23 protein-coding genes are annotated in these 25,630 nt (G+C 62.2%); 13 read left to right on the top strand and 10 right to left on the bottom strand.

Annotated features, from left to right (window positions below; genetic code table 11):
- Window positions 1–42: 42 nt before the first annotated feature.
- Window positions 43–1,206 (bottom strand): pca operon transcription factor PcaQ, encoded by a 1,164-nt coding sequence (gene pcaQ, locus PW947_RS17375; RefSeq protein ID WP_299633582.1) that lies wholly within the window; start codon window positions 1,204–1,206, stop codon window positions 43–45.
- A 111-nt stretch (window positions 1,207–1,317) separates the two neighbouring features.
- On the opposite strand from pcaQ, the gene pcaH reads away from it, so the two are divergent.
- From pcaH to PW947_RS17360, 3 genes are all read left to right on the top strand, one after another.
- Window positions 1,318–2,022: a protocatechuate 3,4-dioxygenase subunit beta gene (gene pcaH, locus PW947_RS17370; protein WP_299633581.1), complete on the top strand. Its 705-nt coding sequence runs from the start codon at window positions 1,318–1,320 to the stop codon at window positions 2,020–2,022.
- A 3-nt stretch (window positions 2,023–2,025) separates the two neighbouring features.
- Window positions 2,026–2,616 (top strand): protocatechuate 3,4-dioxygenase subunit alpha, encoded by a 591-nt coding sequence (gene pcaG, locus PW947_RS17365; RefSeq protein WP_299633580.1) that lies wholly within the window; start codon window positions 2,026–2,028, stop codon window positions 2,614–2,616.
- 76 nt (window positions 2,617–2,692) lie between these two features.
- The gene (locus PW947_RS17360) at window positions 2,693–3,040 is read left to right on the top strand and encodes a hypothetical protein (RefSeq protein WP_299633579.1); all 348 of its coding nucleotides are present in this window, start codon (window positions 2,693–2,695) and stop codon (window positions 3,038–3,040) included.
- Window positions 3,041–3,331: 291 nt separating this feature from the next.
- On the opposite strand, the gene PW947_RS17355 is transcribed toward PW947_RS17360, so the two are convergent.
- Window positions 3,332–3,595, bottom strand: a complete 264-nt coding sequence (locus PW947_RS17355) for an H-NS family nucleoid-associated regulatory protein (protein WP_299633578.1) — start codon at window positions 3,593–3,595, stop codon at window positions 3,332–3,334.
- Window positions 3,596–4,031: 436 nt separating this feature from the next.
- Here PW947_RS17355 and PW947_RS17350 point away from each other — a divergent pair, with 436 nt between their 5' ends.
- From PW947_RS17350 to PW947_RS17340, 3 genes are all read left to right on the top strand, one after another.
- Window positions 4,032–4,670: a LysE family transporter gene (locus tag PW947_RS17350; RefSeq protein ID WP_299633577.1), complete on the top strand. Its 639-nt coding sequence runs from the start codon at window positions 4,032–4,034 to the stop codon at window positions 4,668–4,670.
- 311 nt (window positions 4,671–4,981) lie between these two features.
- A complete protein-coding gene (locus tag PW947_RS17345; protein WP_299633576.1) occupies window positions 4,982–5,185 on the top strand; it encodes a cold-shock protein in 204 nt (67 codons plus the stop codon).
- A 248-nt stretch (window positions 5,186–5,433) separates the two neighbouring features.
- Window positions 5,434–5,658 (top strand): hypothetical protein, encoded by a 225-nt coding sequence (locus PW947_RS17340; RefSeq protein WP_299633575.1) that lies wholly within the window; start codon window positions 5,434–5,436, stop codon window positions 5,656–5,658.
- Window positions 5,659–5,836: 178 nt separating this feature from the next.
- Here PW947_RS17340 and PW947_RS17335 read toward each other — a convergent pair whose 3' ends face one another.
- Window positions 5,837–6,637, bottom strand: a complete 801-nt coding sequence (locus PW947_RS17335; RefSeq protein ID WP_299633574.1) for a hypothetical protein — start codon at window positions 6,635–6,637, stop codon at window positions 5,837–5,839.
- An 80-nt stretch (window positions 6,638–6,717) separates the two neighbouring features.
- Between PW947_RS17335 and PW947_RS17330 the strand changes: the two genes are divergently transcribed.
- Entirely contained in the window at window positions 6,718–7,059 is a 342-nt protein-coding gene (locus PW947_RS17330) for a helix-turn-helix transcriptional regulator (RefSeq protein WP_299633573.1), read from the top strand.
- A 112-nt stretch (window positions 7,060–7,171) separates the two neighbouring features.
- Here PW947_RS17330 and PW947_RS17325 read toward each other — a convergent pair whose 3' ends face one another.
- Together PW947_RS17325 and PW947_RS17320 are read right to left on the bottom strand one after the other, a co-directional pair.
- Window positions 7,172–8,503, bottom strand: coding sequence for an MFS transporter (locus tag PW947_RS17325; protein WP_299633572.1), 1,332 nt, complete (start codon window positions 8,501–8,503; stop codon window positions 7,172–7,174).
- An 849-nt stretch (window positions 8,504–9,352) separates the two neighbouring features.
- Window positions 9,353–10,015 carry a TetR/AcrR family transcriptional regulator gene (locus tag PW947_RS17320; protein ID WP_299633571.1) on the bottom strand — a complete coding sequence of 221 codons (663 nt, stop codon included), beginning with the start codon at window positions 10,013–10,015 and terminating at the stop codon, window positions 9,353–9,355.
- A 151-nt stretch (window positions 10,016–10,166) separates the two neighbouring features.
- Between PW947_RS17320 and PW947_RS17315 the strand changes: the two genes are divergently transcribed.
- Entirely contained in the window at window positions 10,167–11,459 is a 1,293-nt protein-coding gene (locus PW947_RS17315; RefSeq protein ID WP_299633570.1) for an NAD(P)/FAD-dependent oxidoreductase, read from the top strand.
- Window positions 11,460–11,501: 42 nt separating this feature from the next.
- A complete protein-coding gene (locus tag PW947_RS17310; RefSeq protein ID WP_299633569.1) occupies window positions 11,502–11,852 on the top strand; it encodes a DUF3331 domain-containing protein in 351 nt (116 codons plus the stop codon).
- Window positions 11,853–11,909: 57 nt separating this feature from the next.
- Here PW947_RS17310 and PW947_RS17305 read toward each other — a convergent pair whose 3' ends face one another.
- Window positions 11,910–12,203: a hypothetical protein gene (locus tag PW947_RS17305; protein ID WP_299633568.1), complete on the bottom strand. Its 294-nt coding sequence runs from the start codon at window positions 12,201–12,203 to the stop codon at window positions 11,910–11,912.
- A gap of 420 nt (window positions 12,204–12,623) precedes the next feature.
- Here PW947_RS17305 and PW947_RS17300 point away from each other — a divergent pair, with 420 nt between their 5' ends.
- From PW947_RS17300 to PW947_RS17285, 4 genes are read left to right on the top strand one after another with little or no spacing between them, the layout of a single operon-like run.
- Window positions 12,624–13,805 (top strand): efflux RND transporter periplasmic adaptor subunit, encoded by a 1,182-nt coding sequence (locus PW947_RS17300; RefSeq protein ID WP_299633567.1) that lies wholly within the window; start codon window positions 12,624–12,626, stop codon window positions 13,803–13,805.
- Window positions 13,806–13,823: 18 nt separating this feature from the next.
- Window positions 13,824–16,931 carry an efflux RND transporter permease subunit gene (locus tag PW947_RS17295; RefSeq protein ID WP_299633566.1) on the top strand — a complete coding sequence of 1,036 codons (3,108 nt, stop codon included), beginning with the start codon at window positions 13,824–13,826 and terminating at the stop codon, window positions 16,929–16,931.
- Window positions 16,928–20,236, top strand: a complete 3,309-nt coding sequence (locus PW947_RS17290; RefSeq protein WP_299633565.1) for an efflux RND transporter permease subunit — start codon at window positions 16,928–16,930, stop codon at window positions 20,234–20,236. Before PW947_RS17295 ends, PW947_RS17290 begins: the two co-directional genes overlap by 4 nt.
- 7 nt (window positions 20,237–20,243) lie before the next feature.
- The gene (locus tag PW947_RS17285) at window positions 20,244–21,698 is read left to right on the top strand and encodes an efflux transporter outer membrane subunit (protein ID WP_299633564.1); all 1,455 of its coding nucleotides are present in this window, start codon (window positions 20,244–20,246) and stop codon (window positions 21,696–21,698) included.
- A gap of 40 nt (window positions 21,699–21,738) precedes the next feature.
- Here the strand turns inward: PW947_RS17285 and PW947_RS17280 are convergent, their stop codons facing one another.
- From PW947_RS17280 to PW947_RS17265, 4 genes are read right to left on the bottom strand one after another with little or no spacing between them, the layout of a single operon-like run.
- On the bottom strand, window positions 21,739–22,623 hold the full coding sequence (locus PW947_RS17280; RefSeq protein WP_299633563.1) for an isocitrate lyase/PEP mutase family protein: 885 nt from the start codon (window positions 22,621–22,623) through the stop codon (window positions 21,739–21,741).
- 49 nt (window positions 22,624–22,672) lie between these two features.
- Complete coding sequence (gene leuD, locus PW947_RS17275; RefSeq protein WP_299633562.1) at window positions 22,673–23,290, bottom strand: 3-isopropylmalate dehydratase small subunit; 618 nt, start codon at window positions 23,288–23,290, stop codon at window positions 22,673–22,675.
- On the bottom strand, window positions 23,287–24,735 hold the full coding sequence (leuC, locus tag PW947_RS17270; protein WP_299633561.1) for a 3-isopropylmalate dehydratase large subunit: 1,449 nt from the start codon (window positions 24,733–24,735) through the stop codon (window positions 23,287–23,289). Before leuC ends, leuD begins: the two co-directional genes overlap by 4 nt.
- Entirely contained in the window at window positions 24,732–25,622 is an 891-nt protein-coding gene (locus tag PW947_RS17265; RefSeq protein WP_299633560.1) for an isocitrate lyase/PEP mutase family protein, read from the bottom strand. Before PW947_RS17265 ends, leuC begins: the two co-directional genes overlap by 4 nt.
- Window positions 25,623–25,630 lie beyond the last annotated feature (8 nt).

Raw genomic sequence — 25,630 nt, 5'->3', positions numbered from 1 at the left:
GGGTGCGGGGCTCCCCGCAACTGCCGGTCTGTACTATATGGTTCATCCTGCTTTGCGACGGCGCTTCGGCGTGTCGCCGGGCGCGGCGCTGCTGCGGGTCCGGCTGGCGGGTCGGCTCCGCGTCGTGCTGGCGGTCGTCGCGCCCGTCGTCACGGCTGTGGTGCTGCCGGTTGTGCCGTTCTGACGGCCTGGGCTCGCATTGGCGCTTGCACCGACGCTGCCGTTGACGCTCGCGTTGCTGCCCGCTTTCGGCGCGGTCGCGACCGCGCCGACGGTCGTCATGCGTTGCAGTGCGACATGCCGCATCGATTCGATCAGCGCGCGCCCCGCCGCCGACGGTTGGGTGTCCGAGCGGCGAATCAGCCCGACCGGTTCGTCGGTGCCGGCGAACGGCAACGGCAGACGCACCAGCATCCGATGTGCCAGTTCATATTCGACCGCGCTGAGCGGCACGAACCAGACGGCATCGTTTTCGAGCGCCAGCGCGCGCCCCATCGACACCGACAGCACTTCGATAAACGCCGACAGCGGTGGCACGCCCCATGCGGTGAGCAGACTGTCGGCGGACTGGCGGATCAGCGTGCCGGGCGGCGGCAGAACCACGGGATATTGCTCGAGCAGTGCGACCGGCAAGCCCGCGCTCGATGCGATCGGATGTCCGGCGCGGACCACGGCGATCAGCGGCTCGCTGAACAGTTGCTCGAAGCTCAGACCGACCATCCGTTCGGGATCGGCCAGACGCCCGACCGCGAATTCGATGGTGCCGGCCTTCAGCTTTTCGAGGAGATCGGTGTTGGCGCCCGTCGCGAGACGCACGATCACGCGAGGCCACTGCGCGCTGAACAGCCGCAGCGCCGACGGCACGAGCGCGGCGGCGACCGTCGGCAGAATGCCGAAGTCGAGCGTGGCGGCGGTGGTGCCTTCCGCCCGCGCGAGCAGATCGACGCCTTGCCGCAGCGCGCTGACGCAGGCGCTCGCGTGCGGCATGAAAAGCTGGCCTTCGCGGGTCGGCACCGCGCCGTGCCGGCCGCGCTCGAAAAGCCGGACGCCGAGGATCGCTTCGAGTTCGGCGACGGTTTTCGACACCGCCGGCTGCGTGATCGCGAGGCGTTCGGCGGCCTTCTGCACGCCGCCGAACTGGGCGACGGCCAGAAAACACTGGAGATGACGAAATTTGACGCGGCTGTCCGCGAGACTACGTTGCATAACGGGAGGTTATACGAGATACGAAAAAACGTCATTTTGCATAACTTCCAGGATTGGATAAAGTCCCACGTACTGATTGAACCAATAAACAATCCCCCCGCAGGAGACATCATGGAAGACAACTTCCTTTCCCCCCGCGATTTCGAGTCGCATCCCCTCTACATTGCGCCCGGCTACCGTTCGTCGGTGAAGCGCGGCATTACGCAACCGTTGATTCCGCTGAAGGAAAAGCTGCGCGACCAGTACGCGCCGGTTTATGGCGCCGAAGATCTCGGCACGCTCGACAACGATCTGACGCGTAACGCCGTCCGGAACGGCGAGCCGCTGGGCGAGCGGATCATCGTCGGCGGGCGGGTTCTGGACGAAGGTGGCCGTCCGGTGCGCAATACGCTGGTTGAAATCTGGCAGGCGAACGCAGCGGGCCGGTATGTTCACAAGGCGGACCAGCACGACGCGCCGCTCGATCCGAACTTCCTCGGCGCGGGACGTTGCATCACGGATAACGACGGCCGTTACCGTTTTCTGACGATCAAGCCGGGTGCGTACCCTTGGGGCAACCATCCGAACGCATGGCGTCCGAATCACATCCATTTTTCGTTGTTTGGCGAATATTTCGGCTCGCGTCTGGTGACGCAGATGTATTTTCCCGGCGATCCGCTGCTCGCGTACGACCCGATTTTCCAGGGCACGCCGGAGCAGGCACGTGAGCGCCTGATTTCGCGCTTCTCGCTCGACCGGACCGAAGAAGCCTATGCGCTCGCTTACGAGTTCGACATCGTGCTGCGCGGCGCCAACGAAACCCCGATGGAGCGTTAAGCCATGAGCCAATTGAAACAGACACCTTCGCAAACGGTCGGGCCGTACTTCGCGTATGGGCTGTGTCCCGAGCAATACAACTTCGATCTGAAGAGCCTGTTCACGTCGGCGCTGGCGGACCGTGAAGCAGCGGGCGAGCACATCACGATCGTGGGTCAGGTTTTCGATGCCGACGGCGCGGTGGTGGGCGACGCGGTGCTCGAATTCACGCAGGTGGACAGCGAGGGACGTTATCCGGCGTCGCGCGCGGACGTGACAGAACGGAAGTTCCGTGGCTTTGCGCGGGTTGGGACGGGTACGGATCCGCAGCAGCGATTCGTGGTCGAGACCGTGAAGCCGGGTCGCCGTTCGCCGCAGGAAGCGCCGCACGTGAGCGTGAACGTGATGATGCGCGGGACGTTGATGCATGCGTTCACGCGGATTTATTTCGAGGACGAAGCGGCAGCGAACGAAGGCGATGCGGTGTTGGCTTCGGTGCCGGCAGCTCGGCGCGGGACATTGATTGCGAAGCGTGAGCTGGGGACGGGGAATGCGGTTTATCGGTTTGATATCCGGATGCAGGGAGATGCGGAGACTGTTTTCTTTGATGTTTGAGGAAATGGCATAGGGTTTGGTTTTTGGTTTTTTCTGATTTCTGCTGGTTGTTGATGGATTTGGGGGCTCGTGTGGTATGCGGGCCCCTTTTGCGTTTTTGGTTTTGGTTTTGGTTTTTTGGTTTTTTGGTTTTGGTGTTTTGGTTTTGGTGTTTTGGTTTTGGTTTTGGTTTTGGTTTTGGCCTTTTGGTTTTTTTGCGGGTGGTGGGTGGGGGGTTTTGCTGGTTTGGTTGTTCTTGGGGTGGCGTGCGTGGCCTGTTTTCACGCTGGTCCGCCTGGATCGTCCCTGTGCGGGACCGCACCTACTTTTCTTTGCTCGCGTGCGAGTTGCCTGGAATTTTGCGGACGCGAACTGGCCGGCGCTTGCCAGGAAAGTGGGTTTTGTGACCGACGGAGTGCAGCGCGCGAAGAGCGCCGAGAGATGAAGACGGGGCTGTGCCCAACGGCTGTCGCGAAGCGAACAGCCGGAACGAATGACTACCTTGTCACTAGCTTAAGCGGTGCGGCAACTCAAATCGCGCGCGGTCCACTACCCGTTCTGAAAAAACGCCACTCGCTACGAAGTGGCGGTGTAAACGCGCATTCTTTTGCCTACTTTTCTTTGCGCGAGCAAAGAAAAGTAGGTGCGGTCCCGCACAGGGACGATCCAGGCAGACCAGCGCGAAACCGGGACAACCAAACCAACCCGAACCAAACCCAAACCCAAACCCCAATTTTCAACACCGAAAATGATCAATATCCTGCCCAGCATAAATCGCCCTCGCGAGCCAATCCGGCTTCTCGCCAAACCCATCCCACGTATTCCCATACGCATCGCGATACCTGACAGCCCGCGCAGCGGCCTCATCCGCATCCAGCGCTTCCGCGAGCGCATCGACGGTAATGCCATACTCATCCATCCGACGCCGAATCCACAGGACCAAACGCTCGCGCGCATTCCCATCGAGGTCGAACAACCGTTGTTCTTCTCGCTCTTTCATAACGTACCGGTCTCGCGCCGAATAAACCCGCGCTGAAAAAGTAAAGACTCCGCTGGGAAAACGCGAAACCTCTTTATGACTGTCGGGGACGGGCGCCACTCGAACGCATATACTTTCTTCTCATGCAAACCTTGCGCGGAATCTCGCATTCCACACAACGCCCTACCTAAAGAATTCCGCTCGAAATACGGCTTAACCCTGCTAATCCGCCACTCGCATCACTCGAATGCCAATTGGCATTCCAGCCCGCTCGGGTCGCTTCTGCCTATGCAATTAATTCTAGCACTCCATTTTTCGCTGTATATCGGCTAACGCACTCAATACGGGTTAAAACTGAATTGCGAATTGGCATTCACAATCCGGTATCCGTCCGGTTCATCCGTCCTCACAATGTCTTGCCGTAGAATCTGCGCAAACGACTTCCCGGAAACCCATCATGTCCGCTTCCGCCGCAATCGCCGCGATCCTTGCCGCCCTGTTGATCGGTGCAATGAGCCCCGGCCCCAGCTTCGTGATCGTCGCGCGCAACGCGATCGGCCTGTCGCGCCGCGACGGCCTCGCCACGGCGCTCGGGATGGGTGTCGGCGGGGTGTTCTTCAGCGCCGTCGCGTTGCTCGGCCTCTATACGCTACTCGCGACGGTCGGCTGGCTTTACGCGGGACTCAAAATCGCCGGTGGTTTTTATCTGCTCTACCTCGCGTCCAGAATCTGGCGCGGCGCGGCCGCCCCGCTTGCGTTCGCGTCAGTCGACGCGCGGTCGCCCGGCAATCCGCTGCGCTCGTTCTGGATCGGCCTGAGCACGCAACTAAGCAATCCGAAAACCGCCATCGCGTACGGCAGCATCTTCGCGGCGCTGTTGCCGCACTCGCCGCCCACCTGGTGCTACTTCGCGTTGCCGCCCGCCGTATTCGCGATCGAAGCGGGTTGGTACACGGTCGTTGCATTGTGCTTTTCAAGCAAACGGCCGCGAGATCTCTATCTGAAATCGAAGAAATGGGTGGATCGCGTCGCGGCTACCGCCATCGGCGCACTGGGCTTGCGCCTGATCTGGACCGCCCGACACACCGGCATCTGAGCGAACACATTTTCCGGTCAGCGCGAAGCGAAAACGCCCCGCGCGATTCCGGAACAGCTCGGACTTCCGTCATTTCCGAGACAGAGCGAGGTCCGCACAGGCCCGTCTAGCTTAGGATTCAAGTAGTTACAAGATAGTTCTTGACGCTCGGGCGACCTCGCGGTTAATGTGGAGCCCTGAAGTTCAAGAAGTTAGATTGCTGTTCATCAATTGTCCGCCTCCTCAGCGGTATTCGTTGTCCTCTCCCTCCTTGATACTTTCCGTGCTCCGCTACGGAGCGATTTCTCATTTTTATACCTCAAGGATTCTCCATGGATACCGGTACCGTTAAGTGGTTCAACGACAGCAAAGGTTTTGGCTTCATTACGCCGGATGCTGGCGGTGACGATCTGTTCGCACACTTCTCCGAAATCAAGAGCGACGGTTTCAAATCGCTCGCTGAAAACCAGAAAGTCAGCTTCGAAACCAAGCGTGGCCCGAAGGGCATGCAAGCGGCTAACATCAAGCCGCTGTAAAGTTTCGCTGTAAAAGTTTGACGGGTCCAGTGTCGATATCGACACTGGACTGGAGCGACATCCTTCGCGGAGTTTTAAAACTCCCATCGTTGGTGCGTGTGATGTAAAGCGCCAATCGCCTTGCTTGCTCCCCCAGTCTTTCTGACTTCTACACATTTCTGCGTCTGTCGCAGGCATACACACGCATATTCTCCGGCTGACATCGGCGCTTTCCGATCGCCGCGCATGCGTGCGCACATATAAATAAAATGCAAAATTCGACGATTCACCATTACAACGGCTATGCCGTCAAACCGTCCGCACATCGTTTGCCGGATGGCTCATTCTCTTCCAATCTGCTGCTCGAACGCGCCGACCGCGCGAATCCCGCTGCGCAGTATCAGTTTTATTCGCTCGATTACTTCAGCGACGAACAACAAGCGCTTCAGCACTCGTTTAGCTGGGCGCGAGACTGGGTCGATACCCGCGGTTGACGCGGCGCTGCGCTGCGGCCGACGCGACCGCAACGAGCGCAGCTCACCATTGACGACGAGAATGCGAGCGCCACTTATCCGGCGCAAATAAAAAGCCCCGTACTCTACGAGTACGGGGCTTTTTTCATTCCGCGCGACATAACGTCAGCGCACATTCGGCTCACTCACAACGCAACGGCTACACGTAACTGACCTGCCCGTGCGAAACAGTGCCGAACGCCACCATCGGTTCCGACGGCGCAAGCATGTCGAAGAGATCGCGCGTGAAGCCGCGCATGCGCTCCGCGCTCGGCCGGTTGCGCGAACGACGCACCAGATCGATAAAGCCTTCGAAGTCGCCGTCGCGCGATGCCTTGTTGATCTCCGCGAAATCACGCGCCTTCAGCAGGCTCGGCTGCGCGAGTCGCACGAAATACGGCGCCTCCAGCTCAACGGAAACGGCCATTGGATAACTTTTCCCGCTCAACTCGCCCGCACGCGCCGTGCAATCCACCACTACCGTGCCCTGCACCGGACCGAGCGGTTTGCCCGTGCTGACGCTACGCAAATGCTCGGGATAAATCCGCAAACGGCTGCCAATGCTCAGATCGGTGGGTGACGAACACACCAGCGCGTAGTGGCGCTCACGACGCCGCCCCGAAGGCAGGGTGGCGCGACTGACGATAAACGCGTGCGGCGGCAATTGCCGCACCTGCCCGCTGCTATCCACCCACGCATTCCACAGCAATACGTCTTCGCGCATGCGCTCGACCGGACGCGGTTTGCCCGACATCGGCGAAAACAGTGCCAGCAACGAACCCGTGCGATGCGCGGCGATATGCGCGCTACTGCCGAGCGACTGGTTGATGCCCCACAAAAACCGCCCGCCACCCAGCCTGCGTTCCCACTCCTTCTGGAGAACGACGGTAGGGAGATCTTCGCCGGACTCGGAACCAGTGCGAGTCCAGCAAAACGTGGGCGGTAGGTGCTTCAGTGTCATCAACTTCCTCGGAACGCTGCCATCCGGCAAAAACGAACGGCCAATTCAATAAACGCTAATGTATAGCTATAATGCATAGAATGGAAGCCCCAGACACTCATTTTCCCGTACAGGATCTATTGCGCCGTTTGACGGCGGATAAGCGCTCGTCCAGTGAAATAGCGCGGCTTTCCGGTGTCAGCCAGCCCACCGTATCGCGGCTTCGGCTGTCCAGCGGCGGGCGGATGCGGCGCAGCGCGTCATTCAATAAGCTATGCAGTTTCTACGGCGTCAAACCGTATCTGTCGGGCAAACGCGCGGCGGGCTACAACGACCTGCTGCGCAGCGCGATCGTCGATGCGTGGGACGGCTCCGAAGAACACGGCCGCGCGCTGCTGGTTGTCATCAAGAGCTTGAAGGGTTTGGGCAGTCGCGTGGAGTAAGCGTCGCCGGGACGCAGATAAACCGGAAGAACAAACAAAAAAAGGGTTCGCCGGACCATTCCGGCGAACCCTTTTTCTGCTGCTGAACCGCTGATTCGCGGTAGCGGCTAGGCTAGTGGCTCAACGAAAACGCGCCCTCTTCGCCGCTTTCCGCCTGGGCTTTAGACACCGCCCGCGCCTCGTCCGAGACCGTCAGGAAGCGCGTCAGAATGCCGGACACCAGATACATCCCGCAGAAAATCCAGATCACGCCGGCAATCCCCACCGTGCTTTCGAACAGCGTCACGATGATCGGTCCCAGCCACACGCTCGCGCCCGCGCCGAGTCCAAGCACCGACAGCGCCGCCGCCTTTTCCTTCGGGCAGATTTGCGGCACCAGACCGGACAACGGCACGTAGCACGCCAGCGTCGCGCCGTAAAACGCACCGAAAATCGCCGCGACGGTGAAGTCGCCCTTGAACATCAGCGGCATGTAGTAGAACAGCGGCACGCTGATTGCCGTGCCGACGCAACCCGCAAAGCCGATCACACGGCGGTAGCCCACCTTGTCGGCGGCCATGCCGGAAGCCAGGTTGAAAACGATGTTGCTCAGAAACACGATCGACAGCAGATGCAGCCATTGCTCCAGCGTAAAGCCGATCGTCTTCGTGAAGAACGCGGGCATGATTACCAGAAACGCATATTCCGACGACGTGTTGATCGCACGCGTGACGCCGGCCATCATGATCTTCGGCTCGCGCCAGATGATCGACACGCTGCTGAACAGCACGCTAACCGGATTCGTATCCGGCTGCGCGGGCGGACGATCGCCGCTCTTGTCGCGGCAGCACAGCAGCGCAATCAGCCCACCGGCGATAACCAGACCGAGCGAAGCCCAGAACGTCGCCAGCTGACCAATGACCGGAATCGCGATGCTGGCGAACAGCGAACCGAGCGTCGGCAGACCGGCCGCAAAGGCGAACCAGAACCAGCCCACCGCCGACCCCAGTTGACGCGGCGGCGTCGCGGCGGCAATCCACACGAGAAACCCGAACGCGAACAGCGGATGGCCGAGACCGCGCACCGCGTACGCGATCACCATCACCGTATAGCTTTGCGGCGCCACGCCGAAACGCAGGAAAACGACTTCGAATACGGCCCAGATCGCGAGCCCGATCGCCATCACGCGTCGTGGTCCCCATAGATCGGACAGCGCGCCCGACAACCAGGACGCAATCGATACGGCCACACCGTAGATCGTAAACAGCAACGCGATCTTTGCATTCGACACGCCGTGGCTCGACAGGAACGGCGCGAGATAACCTGCTTCGACACCGTCGCCGATCATGAACAGCAACAGTCCGATAAAGCCAAACAGCAATGACCTCGGCATACCGATCCGTTCGAGCAGACCCGTGGGCGCAGAAGGAGAAGAAGGCGATGACGCGGAAGGCGCAGTCGACATAGAAAAGGCTCCAGACAAAACGTACAGGCGTGCAGGGACACGCGCTGATAACGCGTAAATCGAGGGCGAACGCAGTCCGCACCCGCAATGGACGAGCGGACGCAAACCGGCACGGCATGTGAATGCCGTTAGCCCGATGAGGTCGCTGACAGACGCCGTCGATGTAGATCGACGGTTAGCGACAGCGGAAGAAGTTGGGCTGCGTCAGCAGACCGTATAGGGAGCTTGAGGCGAAGGATCGTTGCGTGAAATGCGCTGCACGAGTTGCGCACAATGCGTCGGACGCGTGAACAGTAACGGACCAGCCTGTGGATGAAGATGAGTCATGACAGTAGCCGTGGTTTGAATCGTCGTAAGCAGATACCGGTTGGGACATCCCAACTCGCTTCGTCGATTCTTAGGGTTTCCGCACGATCTTGAGCCGCACTTCGGGGAAGTCGCCAGCGTCTCCTCTGGCTCTTCACCGCCTGCATTGCAGACGAGGATCCGATCTTCAAACGATCGGAACGATGATGATGTTCGATGCTTCAGTACTTTATGTACTTGCACCGGATACACATTGAGCAATCAGGATGCACGTTGCCGGACAGTACCGACCTACGCCGATGCATAAAGAAAACAGACTTCATACACGCCTCATTGCGCGGTCGATTATACATACGAAGAGCATATGATCAAAAAGGTCATGTCCCCGTTTAAGTCGTACGGCGAATGAGGTCGATGCAATGCGCGACTGAATTGCGCTAACGCATCGGCCATGACATCTGCTAAAGGAACACGCTAGAGAACTGCTAGAGAACTGCTAGAGAAACGCTAGAACGCGCTAAAGAAACGCACTGCCGCCCGCTTTCAATCGCCGAGCATGCCCAACGCGGTCTTGATGACGGTTCGCTTGAAACGCTTCTCGTCGTCGGGCAACGACGAAAATGCCTGCAACACGTGGCTATACGCCACGGTCTTGCTGATTGCATGCGTGAGCATCGAAAACAGCACTTCGGGGTCGTGCGATTTCAGTTCTTTCGCCTTCGATGCATCCGCCAGCAGCGGCACGAATACATCGTGATACGGACGCACCAGCCGGTTGATCAGCGCATCGAGGCGCGCGCCCTGCTCCGTCGCGGCAGTCGAAAAAAACATGCCGGTATCGGGCTCGTTGAAGACCTGATCGATAAACAGCACGATGGCCCGCTCGACCCGTTCGCGGTGGCTGAGCTCGGCTGAACGCAATTGCGCGGTGGCGTCGATCAGCGGTGCGATCTGCTCGCCGATCTGATCGACCACGGCCAGCCACAACGCTTCCTTCGAACCGAAATGATGGGCGATCAGCGCGGGATCGACGCCCGAGTCGCGCGCGATCTCGCGCACGCTGCTCGCGTCGAAACCCCGTTTTGCGAAGATGCGGCGCGCGCATCGCAGCAGCACGTCGGCGCCGACGGCAGCACTGCATGCGGGTCGCCCGCGCGTGCGCTTTTTCTCGACCGGCTTGTGTGATCCTGACGTGACAGCGTTCATCTGTATGGAATAGGGATTGCTGATCCAGCCGGAAGTTTAACCGACAGCCGTTTGGTGTCACGCCTTCCGTGCGCAATCGTCAAGCTGACGGTTTGACACACATCGACGCTTCCAGCTACGATACCGTTATTCATCACTCGTTGAATATATTATGTCCCAACCGGTACGGATTGTCATCGTCGGCGGCGGTATCGCCGGATTGTTGCTCGCGACGAGACTCGGCAATCAGCTTGGACGTAGCGGTCAGGCCAACATCACGTTGATCGACAGCAGCCCGACGCATATCTGGAAGCCGATGTTGCACACCATTGCAGCCGGCACGCGCGACGTTCAACAGCAGCAGGTCATCTATCTCGCGCATGCACGCGAGCACGGTTTTACCTATCAGCCGGGCGAAATGACCGGTCTCGATCGCGAGCGCCGCGAGGTGCAGCTTGCCGCGATTACATCGCCGCAAGGTGACACGATCCTCGATCCGCGAACCGTCGGCTACGACGTGCTGGTGCTGTCGCTCGGCAGCCGCGCGAACGACTTCGGCACGCCGGGCGTCAGGCAGCACTGTCATTTCATCGATAGCCAGCGGCAGGCGGAAGCGTTCAACGTCGCGTTGCGCACGCGCGTGTTTCGCAGCGTTGCCAAAGACGAACCGCTGCGTGTCGCGGTCGTCGGCGCGGGCGCGACGGGCGTGGAGTTGTCGGCGGAATTGAGCCGCCTGCTCGAAGTGGCGTCCGGTTACGGCGATCCGCGTGTGCGCGAGCGCCTGAGTCTGACCTTGCTCGAAAGCGGTCCGCGCGTGCTGGCGTCGTTCCCGGAACAGGTGTCGGCGTCGAGCCGGCAGCAACTGGAACATATCGGTTTTCACGTGCTGACTTCGACCCGCGTGACGTCGGCGGAAGCAGGCGGCTTCCGTCATGGCGACGGTGCGCTGGTCGATGCAGACCTGATGGTCTGGGCCGCGGGCGTCAAGGCGCCTGACTTCATGAGCCAGTTCGACGGGCTCGACATCAACCGGTCGAATCAGGTGGTCGTCAACGCGAAGCTGCAATCGTCCGCGGACGATCACATCTTCGCGCTCGGCGACTGTTCGAGCTTGAGCCTGCCCGATCACGACCGTCCGCTCGCGCCCACCGCGCAGGTCGCGACGCAGCAGGCCGAACACCTGGCGCGACATCTGCCCGGCTGGCTCGCCGGCACGCCGATGCCCGATTTCGTGTTCCGCGATTTCGGTTCGCTGGTGTCGCTGAGCGATTACAACGCGTTCGGCACGCTCGGACGCTTCGGATTCTTTCAAGGCGGTTTCATTCGCGGCCGCTTTGCGCAACTGAGTCACGCGATGCTTTACCGCCGTCATCAGCAGGCGTTGCACGGCTTTCGAAAAGCCACGCTGCTGTGGACGGCCGAGCAGATCAACGGACTGGTTCAGCCGAAGATCCGCCTGACCTGAGCCTGTGCCAGGTCGCGCGCTTCAACTAGAGGAAAGCACGACATGCCCTATGAATACGCCGATGTCTGGACGCAGACACTTGCGATGATCGCCAACACCGGCGTCGCGCACAAGATCATCGAAACGCTCGGCAATGCCCGCGCGAAAGCCGGTGTCCGGCACGGCGACGCGCTCGGCAAACCGACCGTGCAGGTGCTCGACCGGCCGAGTCCGCAAACCGTGTCGATTTCATGGTGCGATTCGCGCACCGGTCATTACGGCGATCAAACGTGGCGCGTCGGCGTGGCGCGCAAATCGGGTATCTGCGTGTTGAGCGGACGGCCGATCCGGCGCGGCGAACCGTCTACCGTCCGCAATCGCGCGGCATCGTGCCGGCCAACGCGGGCTCGATGATCTTCGCCACGAGCATCGACATCTGAGGATGTCGCCACGCGCGGCACCCTCGCCGCGCTAGACGCCTTCCACCCAGCCGCTGCCACGCGCGCCGCCGCGCGCGGCAATCCGCGGCCAAAGCGATTCGCAGATCGAGCGCCGCGCGATGTCGTCCATGACATCGTCCACCGCGATGATCAGGATCGCGAGATCACCCAGACCGCTCGGCCGCACGCTCGACACATAGAGCCGCCCTAGCGGGATCGGCCCTTCCCAGATCGTCACGCTCGTCACGCCATCGAAGACGCGGACGGATTGAAAGCCGTCGAGTTCGACTTCGCCAAGTTCCCTGGGTTCGATGACGCGCTGCATGGACGACCTCCGCATCAAAAGACCATCAGATGAGCCACGGCGAACAAAATTCCTGATTCGTCGCACGCATCCGGTTACCGTCGATTACGACGTCGTGCCGCGTCGAATCGCGGCCGTACGCACGATCGCGTTACCTTCGGTTACTGTCGCCCCCCGCTGTAACGCCCTGCAATCTCTGTAAGAGCGACCGTGTTCGCGACGCGCTTTTAACCCACTACACTCGCCGGATCGTGCACCGTTCGTATCGCTAACAAAAGCCCTACGACGCACGGACAAAGCGAAAGAAAACCCCAAGCGAACCGCAAGCAAAACCCCACGTTCTGCCGATGACCGACAAGCCCTACGACGTTTTCTCGCCGGCACGCGTTGCCCGATCCACCCCTACGACTGTCACGGTCCCGACCGTTTACGGAGATTGATATGAGCGAAGTCGAGGCTGTCCGGCCAACGCGCTCCCGACGCAAGCTGTTCCTGTTCGCCTTCATCGTGCTGGCGCTGATCGCCGTGGTGGCGGTTCATCTGTTGCGGCAGAAAAAGCCCGTGCGTGGGCCTGCCGCGCAAGTGGTGACGGTCGCCGCCGCGACGACCGGTTCGATGCCGGAAACCTTGAGCGAACTCGGCACCGTAACGCCCACCGCGACGGTCACCGTACTGCCGCAATTGAGCGGCTACCTGACCGCCGTGGGTTATCGCGAAGGTCAGGAAGTGACCAAAGGCCAGTTCCTCGCGCAGATCGATCCGCGTCAGTATCAGATCGACAAACAGCAAGCCGAAGCGACGCTCGCGAAAGACAAGGCCGCACTCGCGCAGGCGCGTGCCGATCTCGACCGTTACGCGCAGTTGAACCAGCGCAAGTCGATTGCAGAACAAACCTATATCGACGAGCAGTTCACGGTCCAGCAGGACGAAGCCGCGGTCAAATCCGATCAGGCCAGCATCGCGCAATACGACCTCGACATCGCGTATTGCCATATCACCGCGCCCGTATCGGGACGCGTCGGATTGCGGCTGGTCGATCCCGGCAACTACGTGACGGCGTCGAGCGACCCCGGCATTGTCGTGATCACCACGATGAAACCGACCACGGTGGAATTCACCGTGCCGCAAGATTCGCTGGCGGGCGTATTGCAACGGATGAAAGCGTCGTCGGGTTTGCCCGTCACCGCTTTTAGCAGCGACAACGCGCAGCAGATCGCGACCGGCACGGTCTACGCAGTCAGCAACCAGATGACGACCGCGACCGGCACCGTCACGCTGCGCGCAAGCTTCGCGAACGACGACGAAGCGCTATTCCCGAATGAATTCGTCAACGTCAAGCTGCTGGTGGACACGCTGGACAATGCAGTGCTCGTGCCCACGCCGGCCGTGCAAACCGGCGCACCCGGCGACTACGTGTACCTCGTCAACGCGAACAATACCGTGTCGGTACACAAGGTCAAACTCGGCCCGAGCGACGGCAAAAACACCGTGATCGCGTCCGGCCTGAAGGCGGGCGACCGCATCGTGACCGACGGCACCGACCGCCTGAGCGACGGCGCGAAGATCCGGCCGGCGTCGGCATCGAGCGCCGCGCCGGCGTCCGGTCCGGACGCCGGGTCATAGCCGCGGATCGACGTCACGATGAATATTTCCCGTCTGTTCATTCTCCGGCCCGTCGCGACCTTGCTGCTGATGGTCGCGCTCGTGCTGGTCGGTCTCGTCGCGGTGCGCATCCTGCCGGTGTCGTCGTTGCCCAACGTCGATTACCCGACCATTCAGGTGCAAACCTTCTATCCGGGCGCGAGCCCGGACGTGATGGCAACCACGGTCACCGCACCGCTCGAAGTACAACTCGGCGAGATTCCCGGCCTGCAACAGATGACGTCGTACAGCTCGGACGGCGCATCGGTCATCACGTTGCAGTTCGATCTTTCGCTGAATCTCGATGTCGCGCAGCAGAACGTGCAGCAGGCAATCAACGCGGCCAACAGCTATCTGCCCAGCGGTCTGCCCGCGCCGCCCACTTATGCAAAGGTCAATCCGTCCGACCAGCCCATTCTGACGCTCGCGGTCACGTCGAAATCGATGTCGCTGACGCAACTCGAAGACATCGCGAACAACCGGCTCGGCACCAAGATCTCCGAGGTCTCGGGCGTGGGCGTCGTCACCACCAGCGGCGGCAACGTCCCCGCGATTCGCGTCGAAGCCGACCCGCACAAGCTGGCCGCCTACGGCCTGAATATCGACGACTTGCGCACGCTCCTCAGCTACGTCAACGTCAGCCAGCCGAAGGGCAATTTCGACGGCCCCGATCTCGACTACACGGTCAACGCGAACGACCAGATCTCCGATCCAAAAGACTATCTGAACACCGTGATCGCGTATCAGAACGGCGCGCCGGTGTTTATGCGCGACGTCGCGCGCGTCACCCAGGCGGCGCAGGATGTCGAACGCGGCGCGTGGTACAACGGCACGCCTGCGATCGTGCTGAACGTGCAGCGGCAACCCGGCGCCAACGTGATCGCCACGGTCAACCAGATCAAGAAGCAGCTGCCGCAACTCGAAGCGACACTCCCCGCCGGCATGAAAGTCACCATCGTGTCGGACAGCACGGGCGTGATCCGCTCGTCGGTGTCGGATGCTGCGTTCGAACTCGTGCTCGCCGTCGTGCTGGTCGTGTTCGTGATCTTCGTGTTTCTGCGCAACGTGCCGGCCACGCTCATCCCGAGCGTCTCGGTGCCGGTCTCGCTGATCGGCACGCTTGCCGTGATGTACCAGCTCAACTACTCGATCGACAATCTTTCGCTGATGGCGTTGATCATCGCGACCGGCTTCGTCGTCGACGATTCGATCGTGATGATCGAAAACGTGGTGCGCTATCTGGAAGAAGGCAAGACACCGCTCGAAGCCGCGCTGGAAGGCGCGGGACAGATCGGCTTCACGATCATCTCGCTGACGGTGTCGCTGATTGCGGTGCTGATTCCGCTGCTGTTCATGGGCGGCGTGATCGGCCGGCTGTTCAGCGAGTTCGCGGTGACGCTCGCGGTCACCATCGTGATTTCCGCCGTGGTGTCGCTGACCGTCGTGCCGATGCTGTGCGCGCGCCTGCTGCGCGCGCAGGCGCAACGGCATCCGAGCCGCTTCGAGCGCATCAGCGAAGGGCTGTTCGACAAAACGCTCGCGGCCTACGAGCGCGGTTTGCGCTGGGTGCTCGATCACCAGACGTTGACGCTGTTCGTCGCGGTCGGCACGGTCGTGCTGACGGGCGTGCTGTACGTCGTGATTCCGAAGGGCCTGTTTCCGACTCAGGACGTCGGCGTGATTCAAGGCATCAGCGTCGCCGACAACTCGGTGTCGTACACCGCGATGACGCGGCGTCAGAGCGCGCTCGCCGATGCGATCCTGAAAGACCCCGACGTGACCTCGCTGACCTCGTATGTCGGCATCGACGGTATCAATACGACGCTGAACAACGGCCGCTTCCTGATCAACCTGAAGCCGCACGACGACCGCTCCACTACCGCGCAGGAAGTCGCGCGGCGTCTGCAACAGGAAGTCGCGGACGTGCCCGGCATCAAGCTGTATTTGCAGCCGGAACAGGACCTGACGCTGAACACCACGGTTTCGCCGAACCAGTACAGCCTGGTACTGCGCGGGCCGAACAGCCAGGCGTTCGAGAAATACGTGCCCGACCTCGTGGCGCGCATGAAAGCGATTCCCGCGCTGTCGGACGTGACCAGCGACATGGACACCGACGGCCTGAGCGTCAATGTCGAAGTGAACCGTCAGCTTGCCGCGCGGTTCGGCATCACGCCCGCGACGATCGACAACGCGCTATATGACGCGCTCGGTCAGCGCATCGTCTCGACGATCTTCCAGCAATCGGATCAATACCGCGTGATTCTGGTGGCGAAACCCGAGACGCTGCCCGATGTGAATTCGCTGGGAAGCCTGTACCTGCCGAGCCAGACCAGCAGCACCGGCCAGGTGCCGCTGAGCGGCATCGCGAAGATCAGCATAAAGAAATCGCCGCTCGCGATCAGTCATCTGGCGCAATTCCCGGCCGTGACGATCTCGTTCAATCTCGCGAAAGGCGCGTCGCTGAGCACCGCCGTCGAGCAGATTCGCGCCGCGCAAAAGGCCGTGGATTTGCCCGATTCGATCACGTCGTCGTTCCAGGGCGCGGCGCAGGCGTTCGAAGATTCGCTGTCGAGCGAGGTGTATCTGCTGATCGCCGCACTCGTCACCGTGTATATCGTGCTGGGCGTGCTGTACGAGAGCTTCATCCATCCGGTGACGATCCTGTCCACGTTGCCGTCGGCGGGGATCGGCGCGTTGCTCGCGCTGATGATCGCCGGTAGCGATCTCGACGTGATCGGCATTATCGGCATCGTGCTGCTGATCGGCATCGTAAAGAAAAACGCCATCATGATGGTCGATTTCGCGCTGGCCGCCGAACGCACCGAAGGCAAGTCGCCGCGCGAAGCGATCTTCGAAGCCTCGTTGCTGCGCTTCCGCCCGATCCTGATGACGACGCTCGCGGCAATGCTCGGCGCACTGCCGATGCTGCTCGGCAGCGGCACCGGTTCTGAATTGCGCCGTCCGCTCGGGCTGGCGATTATCGGCGGCCTGACGCTGAGTCAATTGCTGACGCTGTTCACCACGCCGGTCATCTATCTGTTCTTCGACCGTCTCGCCGCGCGCGTGCGGCGCTGGCGTCGCGGGCCGACCGAAGAGGTGGCGCCGTGAACATCCCGGCGCTCTTCATCCGGCGGCCGGTGGCCACCACGCTGATGGCGATCGCGATTGCGATCGCCGGGGTGCTCGCGTATTTCCGTTTGCCGGTCGCGCCGTTGCCGAACATCGCGTTCCCGGTGATCGTCGTGCAGGCGACGATGGCGGGCGCGAGTCCGGACATCATGGCGTCCACGGTGGCCGAGCCACTCGAACGACGGCTCGGCACGATCGCCGACGTCAACGAACTGACGTCGATCAGCTACGCCGGTTCGTCGATGATCGTGGTGCAATTCGGGCTGAATCGCGATATCAACGGCGCGGCGCGCGATGTCGAAGCGGCGATCCAGGCCGCGCGCGCCGATCTGCCGACCACCTTGCGCAGCAATCCGAGCTATCGCCAGTACAACCCGGCCGACTCACCGGTGATGGTGCTTGCGCTGACGTCGGACACGTTGACCAAGGCGCAACTCTACGATTCCGCAGACTCCGTGATCCAGCAGCAGCTTTCGCAGATCAAGGGCGTCGGCGCGATCACGCTCGGCGGCGGCGCATTGCCGTCGGTGCGGGTCGAGTTGCAGCCGGGCAAGCTGACCAGTTACGGCATCGGTCTCGAAGACGTGCGCGCCGCGATCAGCGCCGCGAACGCCGACAGCGCGAAAGGTCACCTCGATCAGGGCGATCAGCGTTACGTCGTGGTGTCGAACGACCAGATCACCAAGGCCGCGCCGTATCGCGATCTGGTGGTCGCCTATCGCAGCGGCGCGCCGGTCATGCTGCGCGACGTCGCCGAGGTGGTCGATTCGAACGAGAACATTCGCAACGCGGGCCTGTATAACGGCAAATCGGCGATTCTGGTGGTCGTGTTTCCGATGCCCGGCAGCAACGTGATCCAGACCGTGTCGCAGGTCCGCAATATCCTGCCGTCGATCGAAGCGACACTGCCCGCCAGCGTCCACGTGAAAGTCGCGCTGGACCGCTCGCAATCGGTGCGGGCGTCGGTCGGCGATACCGAACGCACGCTGCTGATCGCGGTGCTGCTGGTGGTCGCGGTGGTGTTCGTGTTCCTGCAATCGCCGCGCGCCACGCTGATTCCGGCCGTCGCGTTACCGCTGTCCATCGTCGGGGCGTTCGGGCCGATGTATCTGCTCGGCTATAGCATCGACAACCTGTCGTTGATGGCCTTGACCATCGGCACCGGCTTCGTCGTCGACGACGCGGTCGTCGTGCTCGAAAACATCGTGCGCTATCACGAGCAGGGACTCAGCCCTTACGAAGCGGCGATGCGCGGCAGCGGCGAAGTCGCGTTCACGGTGATCTCGATGAGCCTGTCGCTGATCGCGGTGTTTTTGCCCATTCTGCTGATGCCGGGCATCGTCGGGATGCTGTTTCACGAGTTCGCGGTCACGCTCTCCATCGCGATCCTGATCTCGCTGCTGGTCTCGTTGACGGTCACGCCCGCAATGTGCGCGTACGTGCTGACGCGACAGGACGGCGGGCATTCGCAGGCACGCTGGGCGCGCTGGATCGAAGCGCAATTCGACCGCATCAAAGGGGCGTATGCGCGCTCGCTGACGCTGGTGCTCGATCACGCGTTGCTGGTGATCGTGCTGCTGGTCGGCTTGCTGGTCGCTAACGTGTTTCTGTTCAAGCTGCTACCGTCCACGTTTTTCCCGGAACAGGACAACGGCATCCTGATGGGACAGATCATCGCGGATCAAAGCATTTCGTTTACCGCGATGGAAAAGAAACTCGCGCAGTTGCAGGCGATCGTCAAGGAAGACCCGGCGGTCGAATCGGTCGCGGGATTCACCGGCGGACGCGCGTTGAATACGGCCAACGTCTTCATCGAACTGAAGCCGCTCGCCGAGCGTCACGTCAGCGCGACGGAAGTCGTCAACCGCTTGCGACCTAAGCTGAACCGCGTGTCGGGCGCGCGCTTGTTTCTGCAGGCGCAACAGGATCTGAGAATCGGCGGACGGCAATCCGCGGCCGAGTATCAGTACACGTTGACCAGCGACGATTCCGCCGCGCTGTTCGCGTGGACGCCGAAGCTGGTTGCCGCGCTGAACAAGCAGCGCGGCAAGATGCTCGACGTGAATTCCGATCTTCAGCAGAACGGCTTGCAGACCTACGTGAGCATCGACCGCGCAACGGCCGCGCGTTACGGCTTCGCGCCGAACCAGATCGACAGCGTGCTGTACGACGCATTCGGTCAGCGCGCGGTATCGACGATCTACAACCCGCTGAACCAGTACTTCGTCGTGATGGAAGTCGCGCCGCAATACTGGCAGTACCCGCAGATGCTCGACCGCCTGTTCCTGAGCACGGCCGCAGGCAATTCGACCGGCACGGCGGGCACGCAGATGCCCGGCACGACCGTCACCGGCGTGACGGCGACCAGCGCGGTCAGCACGACCACGAGTTCGTCGAGCACCAGTTCGCTGAATTCGAACGCGCAGTCGAATGCGACCACCAACAGTATTTCCAACAGCAAGGGCGGCAGTTCGACCGGCAGCGCGGACAGTACGTCCGCGGAAACGATGGTGCCGTTGCCGGTGCTCGCGCACTACCGGAACAGCCATACCGCAACCCAGGTAAACCATCAGAGCGGACTCGTCGCCGCGACGATCTCGTTCAACCTGCCCGCCGGCGGTTCGCTGAGCGAGGCTGGCGCAACCATCGACAGCGTGGCGCGCGAGATCGGTATGCCTGCCAGCATTCACGGCGCGTTCGCGGGTGCGGCGCAGGCCTATGCGCAATCGATGGGAACGGTGCCGCTGCTGATTATCGCCGCGCTCGCCGTCGTCTATATCGTGCTGGGCGTGTTGTACGAAAGCGCGATCCACCCGTTGACGATTCTCTCGACGCTGCCGTCGGCGGGGATCGGCGCGACGCTTGCGCTGCTGATCTTCGGCACGCCGTTTTCGGTCATCGCGATGATCGGCGTGATCCTGCTGATCGGCATCGTCAAGAAAAACGGAATCATGATGGTCGATGTCGCGATCCAGTTGCAGCGCAACGAAGGCATGGCCGCGCGCGACGCGATTCACGCGGCCGCCGTGGTGCGCCTGCGCCCCATCCTGATGACGACCGCTGCGGCCGTGCTCGGCGCGGTGCCGCTCGCGATCGGCATCGGCCAGGGCGCGTCGCTGCGTCAGCCGCTCGGCATTACGGTCATGGGCGGACTGATCCTGAGCCAGGTGTTCACGCTCTACACGACGCCCGTGATCTATCTGTATCTCGACCGCTTGCGCTACAAGCTCGCCGGATGGTCCACCCGCTTGCCGTGGCTCCGTCAACCGAATTCGGAAGCATGAACACAGCATGAATATCACTCGTCTTCGCACCCCTTCGACTGCCGCCGTGCTGCTGTTGCTCGCGGCATGCACGGTCGGCCCGGATTATCAGCGGCCGCATGTGGACGTGCCGCCCGCGTATAGCGAACTGCCCGGCTGGACCCTCGCCGAACCCGCCGCCGACAAACCCAAAGGCGATTGGTGGACCGGCTTCGACGATCCGTTGATGAACACGCTGGAACCGATGGTGACGGTGTCGAACCAGACTGTTCGTGAAGACTATGCGAACTATGAACAGGCACTGGCCGAAGTCAAGGTCGCGCGCGCCGGGCTCTTTCCGACGCTAGGCGTGACCGGCTCCGCGACGAAGCAGCGCGCGTCGGGCCAGATTGCCAACTCGGGCTCGCTCGAAGGCAACGTCAGCTGGGCGCCGGATCTGTGGGGCCAGGTGCGCCGCACCGTCGAAGAGAGCGCCGCGACCGCGCAGGCCAGCGAAGCGACACTCGCGAACGCGACGCTGTCGGAACAGATTGCGCTCGCGACCGCGATCATCGAACTGCGCGCGACCGATGCCAATATCGATCTGCTGCAACAAACGGTGGATGCCTATCAGCGCTATCTGAACGTGATCGCCGATCAGGACCGGTTCGGCACGGTCGCGCCATCCGACCTGATCACCGCGCGCACGCAACTCGACACCGCGCGTTCGAGCCTGATCGCGCTGGGCGTATCGCGCGCGCAATATGCACACGCAATTGCGGTGCTGGTCGGCAAGAACCCCGAAGACCTCGACATTCCGCACAGCGGCACCATGCCGACGCTGCCGTCGGTGCCGGTCGGCGTGCCGTCCACATTGTTGCAGCGCAGACCGGATATCGCTTACGCAGAGCGGCTGGTGGCGGCGCAAAACGCCGCGATCGGCGTGGCGGTCGCCGCGTATTACCCGACTGTCTCGCTATCGGCGCTCGACGGTCTCACGCAATCGCCGTTGTCGGGCTTGCTGCATGCCGCGAACTACGTGTGGTCGCTCGGCGGTTCCGCGACGGAAACGCTGTTCGACGGCGGCGAGCGCAGCGGCAACGTGAGCGCCGCGAAAGCGGGGTATCGCGCGGCTGTCGCGAGTTATCGCGGTACGGTCCTGAGCGCGTTCGAAGGCGTCGAAAACGATCTGTCCGGCTTGCGCATTCTCGGCGAACAGTCGGACGTGCTGCAAACCGCGTTGCACGATTCGGCGCACGGCGTCGAAATCGCGTTCAACGAATACCAGGCGGGCACGGTCGATTACACGACGGTCGCCACGGCGCAAGTCACGCGCCTGTCGACCGAACAGACCGCGTTGAGCGTGCAGGAACAGCAACTGGTGGATGCCGCGACGTTGATCGGCGATCTGGGCGGCGGCTGGTCGAGCGATGCGTTGCACGACGCGAGCAAGGGCGAAGCAGCCGCTGCGGGCGTCGCCACGACCTCCGACGCGACACCGTGACCCTTGCGCCGCCAAAGCCCGCGACACCCGCCACACCCGCTCAGGCGGCGGGGAAATCGATCGCGTAGCGCTTTTCCTCTTCGACCGCCTTGTCGAGTCCGACGAAGCGGTTGAACTCGCCGAAGGTGGTCAGCCGGTCGGCGATCGCATCCGTCGTGCCCTCGCGCAGGAAGGTTTCCATCGTTTCCTTGACGGCCTTGTGCATCGCGAGCATCGATTCGATCGGCGCGAGCGTGAAGTCGAATCCAAGCGCGTGGATCGCCTCCAGCGTCACGACCGGGCTCTTGCCGGTGCGCGCCATATTGAACAGCAGCGGCTTGCCGAGCGGCTTCAGGCGCTCCGACAGGATCTGCAGATGCTCGATACTTTCCGGCGCATCCGCGTAGAGTCCGTCCGCGCCCGCTTCCGCGTAGGCCGTCAACCGCGCGACCGCATCGTCGATGCCGGTGACGGCGATCGCGTCGGTGCGTGCGACGATAAAGAAGTCCGGATCGGTGCGCGCGGCGAGCATCGCCCGCAACTTCTGGCACATCTCGCCGGTCGATATCAACTGCTTGCCCGCGAAGTGGCCGCATTTTTTCGGCACCGCCTGGTCTTCCAGATGCAGCGCCGACGCCCCCGCTTCTTCCCACAGACGCATCGTGCGCTGCACGTCGAGAATGCCGCCGTAGCCGGTGTCCGCGTCCGCGAAAATCGGCACGCTCGTCACGCGCGCGATCCGGCGGATATGCTCGAACATTTCCGTCTGCGACAACACGCCGATATCCGCCTGGCCGGCGAGTATCGCCGACGCGGCAAAGCCGCTGACGAAGATGGCTTTCGCGCCGGCCTGCTCGGCCAGCATCGCGGTCAGCGCGTCGTGCGCGCCGAGAACGACGAACGGCGGCGATTTGAATAATTCGCGGAATCGTGCGGAGCGGGTCAAGATGATTCTCCTTCGTAGGTCGGTAATCTGAAGTCCGGGGCGGCCGTCGTCATCGCAGATACGCCCAGCTGCGCGCATCGCGGTCGGCCGAACGGAATCGCTCGATCGACGACGTGAGCCGCAAGGTCTGGTCGATTTCGTCGAGGCCGTCGAGCAGCGCCTGTTGCTGCGCGGCATCGAACGTGAAGCGGATCGTGTCGAGATACGGCGCACGAATTTCCAGCTTGCGCAGATCCACGTCGATGTCGGAGCCGTCCGCCGCCGCCAACCCGATCCGATGCACGGCGTCCGCATCGATCCGCACCGGCAGCAAGCCGTTTTGCAGACAGTTGCTGTAGAAAATATCGCCGAACGACGGCGCGATCACGCAACGGATGCCCGCTTCTTCGAGCGCCCATACCGCCATTTCCCGCGAACTGCCGCAGCCGAAGTTCTTTCCGCCAAGCAGAATGCACGCGTGACGGAACACCGGATGATTCAGCACGAAGTCGTCGCGCTCGCCGCTTTCGGGACCGCCGTCGCGATAGCGCAACGTCTCGAACAGATACGGCCCGAGCTGGCCGCGCACCAGTTGCGAAATGCGCTCGATGCGAATGATCAGGTCGGTATCGATGTTGTCGCGCAGCAGCGGCGCGGCCGCGCCTCGAATGGTCGTGACGGCTTTCATCGTGCGGCTCCGTGAGTGACAGCGCGTGCATCGGCATCCGGCACGGCAATATGACCGGCCAGCGCGCTCGCCGCCGCGACTGCGGGACTGGCGAGATGCGTCCGCGCGCCGGGCCCTTGCCGGCCGATAAAGTTGCGATTGGAGCTCGATACGCAGCGCTCGCCCGGCGCAACCACATCGCCGTTCGCGCCGACGCACATCGAGCAGCCCGGCTCGCGCCATTCGAATCCGGCTTCGCGGAAAATCTGCGCGAGTCCTTCCTGTTCCGCCTGACGCGCGACGCCGAGCGAACCGGGCACGACCCACGCCTTTACGCTGTCGGCCACGTGATGCCCGTCCACCACGCGCGCCGCCGCGCGCAAGTCCTCGATCCGGCTGTTCGTGCACGAACCGATAAACACCCGGTCCACCTGAAGCTCGTCGAGATGCTGACCGGCATGCACGCCCATGTAATCGATCGCGCCTTGCACCGCGTCACGGCGCGCTTCGTCGTCGAGCATCGCGGGATCGGGCACGGCTTCGTCGAATGCGATCACGTGCTCCGGGCTCGTGCCCCACGTCACCTGAATGCCGATCGACGCGGCGTCGATCTCCACTTCGCGGTCGAACTGCGCGTCGTCGCCGCTTGTCAATTGACGCCAGTCCGCCAGCGCCGTATCGAAATGCGCGCCTTCAGGCGCATATCGACGGCCACGCAGATAGTCGAAGGTGGTCTCGTCCGGCGCGACGAGGCCGAACTTCGCACCGAGTTCGATGCTCAGGTTGCACAGCGTCAGACGCCCTTCCATCGACAGCGCTTCGACCGCATCGCCCGCGAATTCGACCGCGTAACCGGTACCGGCGCCCGCACCCAACCGGCCGATCAGAAACAGGATCATGTCCTTGGCCGTGACGCCGTCGCGGACATGGCCGCGAAAACGCACCCGCATCGTTTTAGGCCGCTTCTGGCGGATCGTTTGCGTTGCAAGCACATGCACCACTTCCGTCGACCCGATGCCGAACGCCAGCGCACCGACCGCGCCGTGCGTGCAGGTATGGCTATCGGCGCACACGATCGACGTGCCCGGCAACGACAGGCCGAGCTCAGGCCCGATCACATGAACGATGCCCTGATTGCCGTCGTTATCGCCGTCGCTGCCCTGTTTGCTGATATCGAAGATCGGGATCGCGTAGTGCGCCATCTGCGCGCGCATCGCGTCGACCATTTCCGTGCTCCAGTCGGCGTCGCCCGCACGGCGGCCCGGCTGCGTCGAGATCACGTGATCGAGCGTCGCGAACGTCAGATGCGGACTATCGACCGCCAGCGCGCGCCGCTCCAGCACGCGCACCGCCTCGACGCCAGTGAGTTCGTGCATCAGATGACGATCGACCTGCAACAGGTCCACACCGCCGTCGAGATGGGCAATCGTGTGGCTGTCCCACAGCGTATCGAACAACGTGTTCATGATGCGGACGACTCCGTTTGCGCGTGACGCGCCTCGAATTCCCACACGTCCGGAAAGCCGACGAGTTCGTGCAACTGATCCATCGTGAACGACGGCACACCGAGTTCGAGCGAGTCGCCATGTTCGAGCAGATGCCGGTAGGCGGAATCGAGCGCGGCGGTCGCCGCCGCCATGCCGATCGACGGATAGATCGCGATATTGAAGCCCCACTTCTCGAGCGACTTCGCGGGGATCACCGGCGAACGGCCGGTCGGCACCATATTCGCGAGCAGCCATTTACCGGTCGGCGCGATTTCGTTGCCGATCCGCTCAAACTCGTCGGCACTTTCCGGCGACTCGACGAACACGATATCCGCGCCCGCGCGCGCAAACGCCTTGCCGCGCTCGATCGCGTCGGCGAGACCGTGAGTCGTGCGCGCATCGGTGCGCGCGATGATCAGCATGTCGTCGCTACGGCGCGCTTCGAGCGCCACCTCGATCTTCTTAAGCATCTCCGGCAGCGGCACGACCTGGCGCCCTTTGGTATGCCCGCATTTCTTCGGCATCACCTGATCTTCCATCTGGATGGCTTGGACACCGGCCGCTTCGTAACCGCGCACCGTATGACGAACGTTGATGAGACCGCCGAAGCCCGTGTCCGCATCGGCGATCAGCGGCTTGCCGGTGCCCTCCGCGATCTGACGCGCGCGACTCACCATATCCGCGTAACTGACGAGCCCCGCATCGGCGACGCCGAGATACGAGCCCGACACGCCGTATCCCGTCATATAGAGCGCGGAAAACGGCAAGCGGTCCGCGACGCGCGCCGAGAACATGTCGAACACGCCAGGCGCCGTCACGAAACGGCCTGCCTGCAAGAGGGATTTCAACTTTTCCGTGGTGCTCATGCGCTTGT

Origin of the sequence: Paraburkholderia sp., from assembly GCF_028283785.1 — a bacterium.
Classification (GTDB): domain Bacteria; phylum Pseudomonadota; class Gammaproteobacteria; order Burkholderiales; family Burkholderiaceae; genus Paraburkholderia.
Note: the sequence above shows the minus strand (reverse complement) of the source record. Positions and strands in the feature narration are given on the sequence as shown.